At 28.8% G+C, this 13,955-nt stretch carries 13 protein-coding genes and 1 pseudogene; 8 read left to right on the forward strand and 6 right to left on the reverse strand.

The annotated features are described in order from the left end of the window. Positions 1–6 precede the first annotated feature (6 nt). Genes CCANL266_RS07610 through nadD form a run of 5 tightly spaced genes read right to left on the reverse strand, consistent with a single transcriptional unit; the run spans position 7 to position 4,013 of the window. Positions 7–2,178: a RelA/SpoT family protein gene (locus CCANL266_RS07610; RefSeq protein WP_172233620.1), complete on the reverse strand. Its 2,172-nt coding sequence runs from the start codon at positions 2,176–2,178 to the stop codon at positions 7–9. A 15-nt stretch (positions 2,179–2,193) separates the two neighbouring features. Next, positions 2,194–2,406 carry a DNA-directed RNA polymerase subunit omega gene (locus tag CCANL266_RS07615; protein WP_172233623.1) on the reverse strand — a complete coding sequence of 71 codons (213 nt, stop codon included), beginning with the start codon at positions 2,404–2,406 and terminating at the stop codon, positions 2,194–2,196. A gap of 15 nt (positions 2,407–2,421) precedes the next feature. Continuing rightward, complete coding sequence (gene pyrH, locus CCANL266_RS07620) at positions 2,422–3,135, reverse strand: UMP kinase (protein ID WP_172233626.1); 714 nt, start codon at positions 3,133–3,135, stop codon at positions 2,422–2,424. 34 nt (positions 3,136–3,169) lie between these two features. Then, positions 3,170–3,478: a ribosome silencing factor gene (rsfS, locus tag CCANL266_RS07625; protein WP_172233629.1), complete on the reverse strand. Its 309-nt coding sequence runs from the start codon at positions 3,476–3,478 to the stop codon at positions 3,170–3,172. Then, entirely contained in the window at positions 3,468–4,013 is a 546-nt protein-coding gene (gene nadD / locus CCANL266_RS07630) for a nicotinate (nicotinamide) nucleotide adenylyltransferase (RefSeq protein ID WP_172233636.1), read from the reverse strand. The genes rsfS and nadD overlap by 11 nt, the downstream gene beginning before the upstream one ends. A gap of 58 nt (positions 4,014–4,071) precedes the next feature. Here nadD and gap point away from each other — a divergent pair, with 58 nt between their 5' ends. From gap to CCANL266_RS07655, 5 genes are read left to right on the forward strand one after another with little or no spacing between them, the layout of a single operon-like run. Then, a complete protein-coding gene (gene gap, locus CCANL266_RS07635) occupies positions 4,072–5,073 on the forward strand; it encodes a type I glyceraldehyde-3-phosphate dehydrogenase (protein WP_172233639.1) in 1,002 nt (333 codons plus the stop codon). Then, the gene (locus CCANL266_RS07640) at positions 5,070–6,263 is read left to right on the forward strand and encodes a phosphoglycerate kinase (RefSeq protein WP_172233642.1); all 1,194 of its coding nucleotides are present in this window, start codon (positions 5,070–5,072) and stop codon (positions 6,261–6,263) included. Before gap ends, CCANL266_RS07640 begins: the two co-directional genes overlap by 4 nt. Then, the gene (locus CCANL266_RS07645; RefSeq protein ID WP_172233645.1) at positions 6,260–6,940 is read left to right on the forward strand and encodes a triose-phosphate isomerase; all 681 of its coding nucleotides are present in this window, start codon (positions 6,260–6,262) and stop codon (positions 6,938–6,940) included. The genes CCANL266_RS07640 and CCANL266_RS07645 overlap by 4 nt, the downstream gene beginning before the upstream one ends. Continuing rightward, positions 6,937–8,715, forward strand: coding sequence for a bifunctional tRNA (5-methylaminomethyl-2-thiouridine)(34)-methyltransferase MnmC2/FAD-dependent 5-carboxymethylaminomethyl-2-thiouridine(34) oxidoreductase MnmC1 (gene mnmC / locus CCANL266_RS07650; RefSeq protein ID WP_172233648.1), 1,779 nt, complete (start codon positions 6,937–6,939; stop codon positions 8,713–8,715). The genes CCANL266_RS07645 and mnmC overlap by 4 nt, the downstream gene beginning before the upstream one ends. Further along, positions 8,712–9,362 carry a nitroreductase family protein gene (locus tag CCANL266_RS07655; protein WP_172233651.1) on the forward strand — a complete coding sequence of 217 codons (651 nt, stop codon included), beginning with the start codon at positions 8,712–8,714 and terminating at the stop codon, positions 9,360–9,362. The genes mnmC and CCANL266_RS07655 overlap by 4 nt, the downstream gene beginning before the upstream one ends. A gap of 24 nt (positions 9,363–9,386) precedes the next feature. Here the strand turns inward: CCANL266_RS07655 and CCANL266_RS07660 are convergent, their stop codons facing one another. Beyond that, complete coding sequence (locus tag CCANL266_RS07660) at positions 9,387–10,316, reverse strand: ribose-phosphate pyrophosphokinase (RefSeq protein ID WP_172233654.1); 930 nt, start codon at positions 10,314–10,316, stop codon at positions 9,387–9,389. Positions 10,317–10,488: 172 nt separating this feature from the next. Here CCANL266_RS07660 and CCANL266_RS07665 point away from each other — a divergent pair, with 172 nt between their 5' ends. The 3 genes and pseudogenes from CCANL266_RS07665 to kdsA all read left to right on the forward strand — a co-directional run bounded on the left by CCANL266_RS07665 (position 10,489) and on the right by kdsA (position 13,955). Beyond that, on the forward strand, positions 10,489–12,156 hold the full coding sequence (locus tag CCANL266_RS07665; RefSeq protein WP_172233657.1) for an L-lactate permease: 1,668 nt from the start codon (positions 10,489–10,491) through the stop codon (positions 12,154–12,156). Continuing rightward, positions 12,153–13,074: pseudogene (locus tag CCANL266_RS07670) on the forward strand (DMT family transporter). The gene CCANL266_RS07665 and the pseudogene CCANL266_RS07670 overlap by 4 nt, the downstream one beginning before the upstream one ends. After that, positions 13,071–13,955, forward strand: coding sequence for a 3-deoxy-8-phosphooctulonate synthase (kdsA, locus tag CCANL266_RS07675; RefSeq protein ID WP_172233663.1), 885 nt, complete (start codon positions 13,071–13,073; stop codon positions 13,953–13,955). The pseudogene CCANL266_RS07670 and the gene kdsA overlap by 4 nt, the downstream one beginning before the upstream one ends.

A 13,955-nucleotide genomic window follows, 5' to 3' on the forward strand; every position in this document is an offset into this window, starting at 1 on the left:
TTCTCCTTAACTTTTACTATAAGCATCACTAGATGATATAAAATCATAAATTTTACATTTATATTTTAACTTCTCTTTTATAAACTCAATTTCTTGCTCTTCAGCAATTTCTAATCTCATATCAAAGTATTCAAGCAAATTATCGTTATTTTTTTCAATATTAATGCTTAAAACATTGATATTTAATTTTACCAACTCATTTAACAAAGATGCTAATGCACCCTTTTTATTTTCTAAAGAAAAAATCATTTTATAATTTTTAGGTATAAATTTTGACCATTTTATAAAAACAACCTCAACACTATCATCGTCTAAAAGCTTGTTAGCTCTTTCACACAATTTATTATGCACACTTACACAATGATTTTTTTTAATAGCAATAATATCATCGCCTCTTTTAGGATTGCAGCAATAATCAAAATCTATATTTGTTATTTTGTAATTTGAATAAATAACAAGATTTTCTAATCTTTGCTTTTTAAGTTCGTAATTTCTTCCTATCCAGAATTTTTTAACATTTTTTTGCAAAGTTTGTACTGTGTGAGATAAAATTACATTATCATTAGCACATTTTTTTAGATTTTTGTTTAAATTATCTTTGCTTACCCATTCATTTATCTTATCTTCGCTAACTTTAAAAATAGTTTGTAATAACTTTGTAGCTAATTTTTGCTCTACTGCCAACATTCTTTGTTTGTAATGAGTTTTAATCATAGCCTTTGCACGAGCCGTTTTAACACTATCTAGCCAAGAAAATTTTGGTTTTGCATTATCATCAATTTCTATTCTTACAATATCCCCATTTTTTAATGTAGTTAGCAAAGGAGATTTTATACGATTTATATAGGCTGATTTAGCTTTTAATCCAATTTGAGAATGCACTTCAAAGGCAAAATCAAGCGCTGTTGAACCTCTTGGAAGAGTAAAAATCTCGCCCTTTGGAGAATAAACTGCAATATCTTCTACATATAAACTATCTTTTGCGTATTCATAAAATTCTAATTCGTCATCTTTTTCTTGATTATCTTTAGCTAAATCACTAACCCAACCAACAGCTTTATAATCTTCTTTATCATTTTTGTACTTCCAATGAGCTGCTATGCCAAGCTCTGCAGTTTCGTGCATTTTAAAAGTGCGAATTTGCGCTTCAATAATGCTTTGAGAATCAAATAAGGTTGTATGCAAAGTTTGATAACCATTTTGTTTTGGTAAAGCAATATAATCTTTAAATCTTGAAGCAAGTGGATTAAAATGTACATGCAAAATTCCAAGTACAATATAACAATCTTTAATCTCTTTTACTAAAATTCTAACGCCTAATAAATCAAGCACTTCTTCAATGCTAATTCCTTTTCTTTGCATTTTTAAATAAATTGAATATGTGTGTTTTATGCGTTTTTTTATTACATAATCTTCATTTTCAATGTAATTATTTTCTCTTAATAATTCTTTTATTTTATCAATAAAATCATTTAAAGTTAGCTGTAGCTGCATATTGTTTGCTTTTAGATAATATGCGATTTGATTGAATTCTTCTGGCATTAAATATTTAAAAGATAAGTCTTCTAAATAATCTTTTATGCTAGAAATTCCTAAACGATGGGCAATCGGTGCATAAACCATTAAAGTCTCTTCTGCTATTCTTTTTTGCTTTGCTTCTTTTAAAGCATCTAAAGTTAGCATATTATGCAATCTATCACATAATTTAACTAATAAAACCCTACTATCTTCAATACTAACCATAAGCATATTTCTAAAAGTTAGTGCTGATTTTCTTAATTTTTCATTAGAATTTGAACTTGCAAGATTATCTCCACGAATTTCAACAATCTTAGTAAGCCCTTCAACAAGCACTCCAACCGAATGACCAAACATAGTAATAAGTTCTTCTTGAGTACATTCAGTATCTTCTACAACATCGTGTAATAAAGCAGCTAAAATCATACTCTCATCTTTTGCAAAATAAGCCACAAAGCAAGCAACTAAAATAGGATGAACTGAATATGGTTCTCCACTTTTTCTAAACTGCCCTTCGTGCATTTTTATGCAATAATCAAGCGCTTTTTCTAGCATTGGTGTGCTAGAAAATAATTGATATAATATCTTCTTAGCGTTTATTACATCAGTACATAGTTTAATGTCTTCTAATAAGGTTTCAAAGCTTAAAGTGTTTTTCATAAAATTTCTTTAGTTTTATTCGCTAACACCTTCAAAAACTATTTTTTCTTCAGCAATTTCCATTAGAGCAATGTCTGTGAATTTATAGGTGTTTTTACTATCTAAATTTATTAAAACACTAGCTCCTTCGCTTAATTCTTTAGCTCTTTTAGCAACCATAATTGATAAAATATATCTATCATTTCCAACTTTTTCTAGTGCTTTTGCAGCGATTTGTTCTGTTCTCATTTTTATCCTTTTTAATTAATTTTTAACTATTGAACAATTAGAAAAATCATCATTCATAATTTTTAAAATATTGCCTTCTTTAAACATATTGCAAACAATAATAGGAAGTTTATTATCTTTTGCTAATGCAATAGCAGTATCGTCCATTACTTTTATATTGTCTTGTAAAGCGGTTTCATAACTTAAAGTATCATATCTTTTTGCATCGCTAAATTTTGCTGGGTCTTTATCATAAACGCCATCAACCTTAGTTGCTTTAATAATCATATCAGCACTAATTTCAATAGCTCTTAAAACAGCAGCTGTATCGGTTGTAAAAAATGGATTTCCAGTTCCTGCAGCAAAAATAACTACTCTATTTTTTTCAAGATGTCTTTGCGCTCTTCTCATAATATAAGTTTCACAAAATGCCTCCATAGCAATAGCACTTTGAACACGAACGCTAATTCCACAGCTTTCAAGTGCTTCTTGCATAGCAATTGAATTAATCACCGTGCTAAGCATTCCCATATGGTCGCCACTAGTGCGTTTTATAATACCATCTTTTGCAGCGCTAACTCCACGAATTATATTTCCGCCACCAATTACAATACCGATTTCAACCCCTGCATTTGAGATTGTTTTAATTTCGTTTGCAATAAATTTTAAAATATGCGTATCTATTCCAAAGCCTTGCTCACCAGCTAAAGCTTCACCTGAAAATTTAATTAAAACCCTTTTTTTCTTCATATTTGCTCCTTATTTTCATACTACAAAAAAAGCCTTAACGCTTAAACTCTAATAAGAATTTTTCAATTTCGTATTTATCTCTGTATTCAGGACTCATTAAATGAATTAAACCATCTGCTAAATCTAAAATACTCCACTCATCAGAAAGCTCTTCATAATAAACTTTAGTATTATGTTCTTTTAATAGTATTTTAATCTCATCAATTAAGGCTAAAGCCTGTTTAGAAGAAAATACATTAGCAATAATCACATAATCAACAAAATACCCACTGCCTTTTAAGTCAATATACTCAATTTGTTCTGCTTTTTTACTATCTAATAAAGCTATAATTTTATCCTTCAATTTTTACACCTTTCTTATAAAATGCTTTTACATCTTCTTTTATTTTATCATTAACCTTGCTTAAATCTAAATTATTTCTTATAAACGATGATGAAATATCAACATTTACATTTAATGTTTTAAACTCGCTTGGAATTTTAATATTATCCCTTTTTGCAATCACGAATTCTACCATCGTTTTTAATTTTTCATACTCGTGCCATTTATGTAAAGTTTTTAAATGGTCAGCGCCTATTATAAACAAAATTTTCTCATCTTGAAAGCATTTTGAAAAATATTTTACAGTATCAATACTAGGAACTGGGCGATTTTGCTTAATTTCATAATCGCTAATTACTATTCTTTCATCTTCTAAAAGCACCATTTTAAGCCATTTTATTCTTTGATTAGGACTTGCATAAAAAGATTTTTTAAATGGATTAATAAAGGTTGGAACTATAAAAAGCTTTTTCACATCTAATTTTAATATTTCTTTAATTACTTCTTCATGCCCTAAATGAATAGGGTCAAAACTTCCACCAAAAATTGCTATCAAATTTAATTACCTTTTTTTATTAATATTTAAAACTAAAATCTTAAATAAAGGGTAAAAAATGGCAACAAAAGTAGCGATTAATGGTTTTGGTAGGATTGGTAGATGTTTAGCAAGAATTTTGCTTGATGATAAAGATTTTGAACTCGTAGCGATAAACTGCTCTTATGGGGCTAATAATATAGCTTATTTATTAAAATACGATTCAGTTCATGGTCGTTTAAATAAAAAAATAAACATAATTGATGAGAGTAAAATAGAAATTGACGGCAAAATAATAAACATCATCGCGCAAAGAGAAGTAGAAAAAATGAATTTTATTGATTTTAATACTGAAATTGTTTTTGAATGCACAGGAGCCTTTTTAACAAAGGAAAAAACTCAAGCATTTATTGATAGCGGTATTAAAAAAGTGATTTTTTCAGCACCTGCAAAAGATGATACTGCAATGTTTGTAATGGATGTAAATCATACAACTTATAATAATGAAAATATAGTTTCAAATGCGAGTTGTACTACAAATGCACTAGCACCTTTAGTAAAAGTTTTAGATGATAATTTTAAAATTCAAAGTGCGTTAATGAATACAATTCACGCATATACTGCTTCTCAGGCTATTGTTGATACAAATGATAAAAAAGATTTAAGAAGAGGAAGGGCTGCTGCATTAAACCTTGTTCCTACAAGCACAGGTGCAGCAAGAGCAATAGCTAAAGTTCTACCACATTTAAAAGGTAAAATTGATGGTCAAAGCATAAGAACAGGTTTTGCTAATGTTTCTATGGTTGATTTAACTGTAAAATTAAACACAAAGGTTACAAAAGAACAAATTAATGAAGCCTTTATTAAAGCAAGTGAAAATATGCCTATTTTAGGAATTGATTATGATAAATGTGTTTCAAGTGATTTTATAACTAGCACTCAAGGTAGTGTTTTTATTCCTGATTTAACCCAAGTTGTAAATGATGATTTTATTAAAATTCTTGCTTGGTACGACAATGAATATGGCTATTCATACCAGTTAAAAAGATTAGCAAAACACATTATAAAGGCTTCAAAATGAAACTAATTAGCATAAAAGATATTAATATTGAGAAAAAAAGAGTATTGATAAGATGTGATTTTAATGTACCGCAAGATGAATTTTTAAATATAAGCGATGATAGAAGAATAAAAGAAGCTCTAGCAACAATTAAATACTGCCTTGATAATAATTGCAAAATCATACTAGCGTCTCATCTTGGTCGCCCTAAAGAATTTAATTCAAAATATTCTTTATTACCTGTTGCAAAAAGGCTTTCTAATTTATTAAAAATGGATGTAATTTTAGCAAATGATGTAATTGGAAATGATGCAAAAACTAAGGTAGATAATCTTAAAAATGGTGAAATTTTATTACTTGAAAATTTGCGTTATGAAAAAGGCGAAACTAAAAATGATGAAGAATTAGCAAAGCAACTTGCTTTATTTTGTGATGTTTTTGTAAATGATGCTTTTGGGGTTTGCCATAGAGCACATGCTAGTGTTGAAGCAATTACAAGATTTTGCAAAGAAGTTTGTGCTGGATTTTTACTTCAAAAAGAATTTAATTTTGCTCAAAATTTATTAAAATCTCCTGCTAGACCTTTTGTAGCTGTGGTTGGTGGTAGCAAAGTAAGCGGTAAATTACAAGCTTTGCATAATCTTCTACCAAAGGTTGATAAATTGATAATTGGTGGGGGAATGGCTTTTACTTTTTTAAAAGCACAAGGATTTAACATTGGTAATTCAATAGTTGAAGATGATTTAATTGAAGATGCAAAAGCTATCTTGCAAAAAGCAAAAGAAGAAAATGTAAAATTATATTTGCCAGTTGATGTAGTTGCTGCTCAAACTTGCTCTAATGATAGTGTAATTAAGCACATTAGCATTCAAGAACTTCCTAATGGTTGGATGGGGCTTGATATTGGTCCTGCTAGTTCAATATTATTTAAAGAAGTTTTAAGCGATGCTCAAACAATATGGTGGAATGGACCTATGGGTGTTTTTGAAATTGATAAATTCTCAAAAGGTAGCTTTAAAATGAGCCATTACATAAGCGATTCTTATGCTACAAGTGTTGCTGGTGGTGGAGATACGGCTGATGTTATTAATCGTGCTGGAGATAGCGATGAATTTACTTTTATTTCAACAGGTGGTGGAGCTAGTTTAGAATTAATTGAAGGCAAACAACTACCTGCTATAAAACCACTTTTAATAAAGGATGAAGATTGATAATAGCTGCAAATTTTAAATGTAACCACACAAGAAAATCTTACGCTCAATATGCACAAAAATTAAATGCATTTTTAAGATTTGAAAATAATAAAAATATAAAAGTTTATGTTGCACCAAGTTTTAGTGCTTTTTTAGATAGCGAATTTGCTTTTAAGCAGTGTGCACAAAATATTTATCCTGATTTTAAAGGAGCATTTACAGGAGAAATAGGCTTAAATCACTTGCAAGAATTTGGAATTAAAAGTGTAATTTTAGGGCATTGTGAAAGAAGAACTTTAGGAGAAAATGACGAATTTTTAGCTAAAAAATTTGATTTTTGCAAGGCAAATGATTTAGAAATAATTTATTGCATTGGAGAAGATTTTGCTACTTATGAAAAAAATAAAAGCATTGAATTTTTAAGCGAGCAAATAAAGTATATTGATTTAACATATTCTAAGTTAATCTTAGCATACGAGCCAATTTATAGCATTGGAAAAAGTGCTGCAAAAATTGAAGATATTCAAAAAATTATGGCTTTTTTAAAATCAAAAACAAAACAACCTATTTTGTATGGTGGAAGTGTAAATATGGACAATATAAAACAAATAAGCACTTTATGCGATGGTGTTTTAATTGGAAGTGCTAGTTTAGATGTTGATAATTTTATACATTTAATAAATAAAACAAAATGAACTTAGCTAAGACTATTTTAAAATCTGGTGAATTTTTTTCACTAGATTTTGATGATTTTTATTACAACATAAAAGACACGCTAAAAGAAAGAAATGAAATTTATGTAAATAATGCTTTTGATACTGATAAAAGCCATATTAATATTTTAGAATTTGGCTTTGGCTTGGGGCTTAATTTTTTATTGTCATTAAAAAAAGCTAAAGAGTGCAACAAAACTTTTACTTACACAGCAATTGAAAATTACTATCAAGATATAAACACCTTAAAAGATGTAGCTAAAAAATTTAATCTTGATTTAGCAGATGAATTTATACAAAACTATCCGCTAGCTCAAAAGGGTAGCTATTTAATACAAATAAATAATACAAGGCTTAATTTGATTTTTGCTGATATAAATGAAGCTTTAAATAAGATTGATTTTTGTTTTGATGTTATTTTTGCTGATGGTTTTAGCCCTAATAAAAACTCGCAAATGTTTTCAACAAACACAATAAAACAAGCAAAAAAATGTTTAAAACAAGATGGAATTTTACTAAGTTATAGCTCAAACAGCGCCTTTTTAAAAGCCCTAGAAGAAAATGATTTTTTAATAAAAAAATTTAGTATAGGCTTAAAAAGAGAAAGCACAAAGGCAATCTTAAAAAGCAAAGATGATAAAAATTTAACTAATTATTTTGCAAAAAATTATCTTAAAGTGCAAAATATTGCAATTATTGGAAGTGGAATTTGCGCTGCAAATCTTGCTTATGAATTAAGAGATTTTAATGTAAGCATTTTTGAGAAAAATAGCACTATTGCAAGTGCTGCTAGTTCAAATAAAATTGGTAATTTAAGTGCTTTAATTCAAAACCCTGCTTCGCTTTTAGGCGAATTTTCTTTTTTTGCATACTTGCAAAGTAGTGCTTTTTATAAAAGTTTAGGGATTAAACTAAATGGAATTTTAGAACACGCTTTTAATGATGAATTAAAAAAAAGATTTTTATTGCAAAAAGATAACAAATATATAAAACATATTTTTGATTTTGCTTATTTAAAAGATGGCGGAAGCATTAGACCACAAGAGCTTTGCAAGATGTTAATAAATCTATCTAAGGCAAAAATCTTTTTAAATACTTATATTTGCAATGCAAAAGAAGATAACAATCAAGTAATTTTAACCGATAGCAATGACAATAAATATTATTTTGATGCTGTTATCTTTGCTAGTGGTTATGAAAGTATGTATTATTTTAAATCTTTACCGCTGTCTTTTCAAAGAGGGCAAGTAAGCTATGTAAAAGATGAAAAACAATGTAAAATTGCCCTAAGCTCAAAAGCTTATTTAAGCACTGCAGCTAATGGTATTAGAGCATTAGGTGCAACTTATTTAAGAAATGAAATTAAAAGTGCAAATGATGAAGATGATTTAATAAATAAAAATAATCTTTTAGAATTCTTTGATAGAAAAATAAATATTATTGATAATAATGTAGGTTATAGGTCTTATTCTAGCGATAGATTTGCTATTGTTGGAGCATACTTAGATGATAGTGAATATATAACAAAATATAAAGATTTATTTTGGACAAAAAATAAAACTCAAGAAAAAATACAACAAAGTAGAATTTTTGTTAATATAGCACACGGCTCAAGAGCTTTTAGCACTTCTTTATGCTGTGCAAGATTAATTTCATCTTATTTTAAAAATACACCTTCTTATATGTTTAGCACTTACGAACACGCTTTACACCCTGCAAGATTTATAATTAGAAAATTAAAAAAAGGATTAATATGAATTTTGATGATTGTCTTAAAAATAGATTTTCTTGTAGAGATTTTTGCAAAGATTTTAGTTTAGATAACGATACTTTAACAAAACTTTCAAAATTAGCTTATTTAAGCCCTAGTGCTTCAAATATGCAAGAAGTAAAATTATGTTTTGTATCAAATAATATATTAAAAACACTAAAACAAGAGCTTTTAAAAGCCTTTTATGAAAATAGTAAAAAGAGTGCTTTTTTAAACTTTTACCCAGCTAATCTTGCGCAAAATTACAAAGATAAAAGATTTTTAAATGCTAGTAAATTGTACGGTCTTTTAAATATAAACAAAGATGATAAAAATGCAAGGCTAAAACAATGGGCAAAAAATTACGAATTTTTTAATGCAAATAATGCTGCATTTATTTATATTGATAAGGATTTAGACAATGGAGCTATTTTTGATGCAGGTATTTTTAGTGCCAATTTAATAAACGCTGCAACAAGTTTAAACATAAATACTTGCTTTCAAGCTAGTGTGTGCGAATATAACGATATAATTTCAAATGTTTTAAATATAAATAATGTCAATTTTTTATGTGCCATTGCGTTAGGTAAGGCTACAAAGGATAAAATAAATTCATTTAGAAGTGAAAAAAGGGCAGAATTTAAAATATTTTAATGCCCTTTTTCTAAAGAGCATAATTTAATTAAATAAACCATTTACACTTTCATTATGATAAACACGGCGAATAACTTCACCAAAAATTGGAGCAACGCTTAAAACTTTAATTTTATCAATTTCTTTTGCTAAAGGGATAGTATCAGTTACTATTAATTCATCTAAATTACCATTTTCAATTCTATCATAAGCCTTACCGCTTAAAACAGGATGAGTACAACAAGCAATCACGCTTTTTGCGCCTTGTTTTTTAAATACATCAGCAGCCTTTACAATAGTTCCTGCAGTATCAATCATATCATCAACTATAATCACGTCTTTACCAGCAACATCGCCAATTACATTCATAACTTCGCTTTCATTAGCTTTTTCACGGCGTTTATCAACTATTACTAAATCTAAATTTAAAGTCTTTGCAACCGCTCTAGCTCTCATAATACCACCAACATCAGGACTTGCTACAACAGCGTTTGATAAATCTCTTTGTCTTAAAAAATCATTAAAAATAATACTTCCATATAAATTATCTACAGGAATATCAAAAAATCCTTGAATTTGCCCTGCATGTAAATCAATAGTAGCAACACGGTTAATACCAGCAGTTTGCATTAAATCAGCAACTAATTTTGCACTAATTGGCACTCTTGGAGCTGCTTTTCTATCTTGTCTTGAATAGCCAAAATAAGGAACAATAGCAGTAATTGAGTTTGCAGAACTTCTTTTTAAAGCATCACTTAAAATTAACAATTCCATTAAATTATCGTTTGCAGGTGCGCAAGTACTTTGGATAATAAATACATCTTTTCCACGCACACTTTCTCCAATTTGAACGCTAATTTCCCCATCGCTAAAGCGTTTAATACCAGCATCACTTAAATTACAATCAAGTCTTTTTGCTACATTTTTTGCAAATTCGGTATTTGCAGAACCAGAAAAAATGGTGTAACCTCTCATTTTATACCCTTCTTAAAATATTTAATATATTGTTTTTTATTTTACTTTTAAAAAATTAAAAAATAAAATTATTACAAAAAGTTACATTTTAGAATATTTTTTACTTAAATCAATACGAAATTAAACAATTTTTACTAAATTAATAAGCTAATTTAAAAAAAAAAGGATTTTTATGGAGTTCATACCACAAATTAACCCATTGGGTAATATTTGGCTTAGTGCCTTTGTAGCTCTTTTGCCTATAATTTGTTTTTTCTTATGTCTTATTGTTTTTAAAACTAAGGCATATACGGCTGGTTTTTTAACCGTTATTGTTGCTACTTTAGTAGCTCTTTTTGTGTATAAAATGCCTTTTATTGGTGCAATTACAAGTATATTTTTAGGCTTTCTTACTGGACTTTGGCCTATTGCTTGGATTATTATTGCTGCAATCTTTTTATATAAATTATCAATTAAATCAGGTCAATTTGAAATAATTAAACAAAGTGTTATGTTAATTACGCCTGACCATAGAATTCAAGTAATTTTAATTGGTTTTTGTTTTGGGGCGTTTTTAGAAGGAGCTATTGGTTTTGGTGGTCCTGTTGCTATTACTGCTGCATTATTAGTTGGCTTGGGTTTAAGACCACTTCAAGCAGCTGGATATTGTATGATTGCAAACACTGCTCCTGTTGCATTTGGTGCTGTTGGAATTCCAATTATTGCTATGGCACAATCTGTAGGCTTATCACCTGATCAAATCGCTGCTATGGTTGGTAAAATTTTAACTCCACTTTGCTTTATTGTGCCATTTTTTATTATTTATTTAATGGACGGAATTAAAGGTATTAAAGAAACTTTTCCTATTATTTTTGTAGCGGCTGCTTCTTTTACCATAGCTCAATATCTTACATCAAATTTTATTGGTGCTGAATTACCTGGAATTATCTCAGCTGTATTTAGTTTAATTTGTACAACTATTGCAATTTCAATGTTTAAAATTAAAAACATAGTAAGATATGATGGAAAAACCGACTTTAACGATATAGAAAAACTAAAATTAGGTAAAATTATTTATGCTTGGTCTCCATTTATTTTATTAATTATCTTTGTTGTTATTTGGTCTAATCATTCATTCCAAGTTTTTGTGAAAGAAAATTTAGCATTTACAAATCTTAAAATATCTTTTAGTGCTTTAACAGGAGATTTACAAATCTTTAAGCCATCTTTAGTTGTAGAAGGTCAAAAGAGTGGAGTTCAAGCTTTATTTATGTCAATTCCACTTATATCAACTGCTGGTACTGCGATATTTTTTGCTGCTATTTGCTCAATTTTTGTTTTAAAAGTAAAGCCAAGCGATGCAGTATCTTGCTTTAGCGCAACTATTAAAGAAATGGCTTTACCTTGCCTTACAATAGGCTTAGTTGTTGCTTTTGCTTATATTACAAACTATAGCGGTGCTAGTTCAACCTTAGGTTTAGCTTTCTCTCAAACAGGAAAAGCATTTACATTCTTCTCACCTATTATTGGTTGGATTGGAGTATTTTTAACAGGTTCTGATACTAGTGCGAATTTATTATTTGGTGCTTTACAACAAGCTACCGCTATTAAACTACAAATGCAAGATACTTTATTCTTAGCTGCAAATAGTACTGGTGGTGTTGTTGGAAAGATGATTTCTCCACAAAGTATTGCGGTTGCTTGCGCTGCGGTTGGTCTTGTTGGTAAAGAAAGTGATTTATTCAAATTTACTATAAAATATTCAATTATTATGATTATTTTAATTGGACTATGGATAAGCTTTATTGCTTATTTTATGCCAGCAATTATCCCTGATAGCGTTGCTGTTAAAATATCATGAAGCAAGTAATTAGAAAAAATCTTGGAATTTATTTTATGATTCTTGCAAGTTTTGCATTCTCCCTTATGGGGAGCTTTGCAAAACTACTATCAAATGAACTTAATAGTATTGAGATTATGTTTTTTAGAAATATAATTGGAGTGTTTTTTTTATATTATTTATACTATAAAATTCCACATAAAAAAAGCGGCGGAAAGCCTTTATTATTAATATTAAGGGGTATTTTTGGCACTATTTCTTTATACGCTTTTTTTTACAATGTTTCTAATATTTCTTTAGGCGGAGCCTTTGCCTTTCAAAAAACAAATCCACTTTTTGTAGCTTTAATAGCCTTTTTATTTTTAAATGAAAAATTAAGTCTTAAAGCTGTACTTTGCTTATTTATTAGCTTTATTGGGGTTTTATTGATTGTGCAACCTTTTGCACCAGAGCAATTACATAGTGGCTTTGATTTAAAAAATTCACTTTTAGGGATTGCAAGTGGCTTATTTGCTGCTTTAGCTTTAACTAGCGTAAGAGAGCTTGGCAAGGTTTATAATACTGAAATTATTGCTATTAGCTTTTTTTTAAGTGGCTCATTGCTTCCTATTTTTTCAATGCTTGCTGTTGAGTTTAAGCCTGATTTAATGCAATACGATTTTGCCTTTAACGCCTTTAAAATGCCTAGTTTTTTAGCCTTTATTTACATAATTTTTATGGGAATTTTTTCTTGCTTGTATCAACTTTATGTAACTAAAGCCTACAAAGCAGCTAAAAAAGCTGGAATTGTAGCAGGGGTTGGATATTTAGATGTTGTGATTACTTTATTAATTGGATTATTATTAGGCGATGATTTGCCTAGTTTTTTAATTTTTTTAGGTATAATTTTAATTTTATTTGGTGGGATTGGTTTAAGTTTATTTAAAAGGTAAAAAATGAGAAAAATTATATTATTTGCAGGTCCTTGCGTAATAGAAAGCGAGGAAGTAATTTTCAAGGTGGCATCAAGACTAGAAAAGATTGCTAATCATCCACAAATTGATTTTTATTTTAAATCAAGTTTTGATAAAGCGAACCGCACTAGCTTAAATTCTTTTCGTGGTCCTGGCTTAGAAAAAGGTTTAAAAATCTTAGAGAAGGTAAAAAAAGATTTTAACTTTAAATTAATTACAGATATTCACGAGTGTTATCAAGCACAAATTGCTGCAGAAGTTGTTGATACTTTGCAAATTCCTGCATTTTTGTGCAGACAAACTGATTTATTAGTAGCAGCTGCAAAAACAAAGGCTATTATAAATATTAAAAAAGGGCAATTTTTAAATCCTGCTGATATGAAATATTCAATAGCAAAAATTGCTCAAACTCGTGGATATGATTACAATATAGAAGAAGAAGGATTTTTTGATTGTAAAGATTTAGGAGAATTGTCTTTTAAAGATTTAAAAGATGAAGATTTCTCAAAAGCTCATCAAATGGCAAAAAAAGCAGGAATTTTAGCTGTTGAAAGAGGGGCTTCTTTTGGCTATGCTAATTTAGTTGTTGATATGAGAGCACTTAAAATTATGAGAAATTACGCACCTGTTATTTTTGATGCAACACATAGTGTGCAAATGCCTGGTGGAGCTGGTGGCAAGAGTGGCGGAGATAGTTCTTTTGTATTACCATTAGCTCGTGCTGCTGCTGGGATTGGTGTTGATGGATTTTTCTTTGAAACTCACTTTGACCCAAAAATTGCTTTATGCGATGGCCCTAATATGGTTGCTGTTGATTTATTGCTTGAAAAAGTGAATTTATTATTAAATATTTTAAATAAAGGATAA

Origin of the sequence: Campylobacter canadensis, from assembly GCF_013177655.1 — a bacterium.
Classification (GTDB): Bacteria; Campylobacterota; Campylobacteria; order Campylobacterales; family Campylobacteraceae; genus Campylobacter_E; species Campylobacter_E canadensis.

What these genes read in the sequence shown, in the direction of transcription:
- CCANL266_RS07610 (WP_172233620.1), bottom strand. Translation starts at nt 2,178, where the DNA reads ATGAAAAACACTTTAAGCTTTGAAACCTTATTAGAAGACATTAAACTA.
- CCANL266_RS07615 (WP_172233623.1), bottom strand. Translation starts at nt 2,406, where the DNA reads ATGAGAACAGAACAAATCGCTGCAAAAGCACTAGAAAAAGTTGGAAAT.
- pyrH (WP_172233626.1), bottom strand. Translation starts at nt 3,135, where the DNA reads ATGAAGAAAAAAAGGGTTTTAATTAAATTTTCAGGTGAAGCTTTAGCT.
- gap (WP_172233639.1), top strand. Translation starts at nt 4,072, where the DNA reads ATGGCAACAAAAGTAGCGATTAATGGTTTTGGTAGGATTGGTAGATGT.
- CCANL266_RS07640 (WP_172233642.1), top strand. Translation starts at nt 5,070, where the DNA reads ATGAAACTAATTAGCATAAAAGATATTAATATTGAGAAAAAAAGAGTA.
- mnmC (WP_172233648.1), top strand. Translation starts at nt 6,937, where the DNA reads ATGAACTTAGCTAAGACTATTTTAAAATCTGGTGAATTTTTTTCACTA.
- CCANL266_RS07655 (WP_172233651.1), top strand. Translation starts at nt 8,712, where the DNA reads ATGAATTTTGATGATTGTCTTAAAAATAGATTTTCTTGTAGAGATTTT.
- CCANL266_RS07660 (WP_172233654.1), bottom strand. Translation starts at nt 10,316, where the DNA reads ATGAGAGGTTACACCATTTTTTCTGGTTCTGCAAATACCGAATTTGCA.
- CCANL266_RS07665 (WP_172233657.1), top strand. Translation starts at nt 10,489, where the DNA reads ATGGAGTTCATACCACAAATTAACCCATTGGGTAATATTTGGCTTAGT.
- kdsA (WP_172233663.1), top strand. Translation starts at nt 13,071, where the DNA reads ATGAGAAAAATTATATTATTTGCAGGTCCTTGCGTAATAGAAAGCGAG.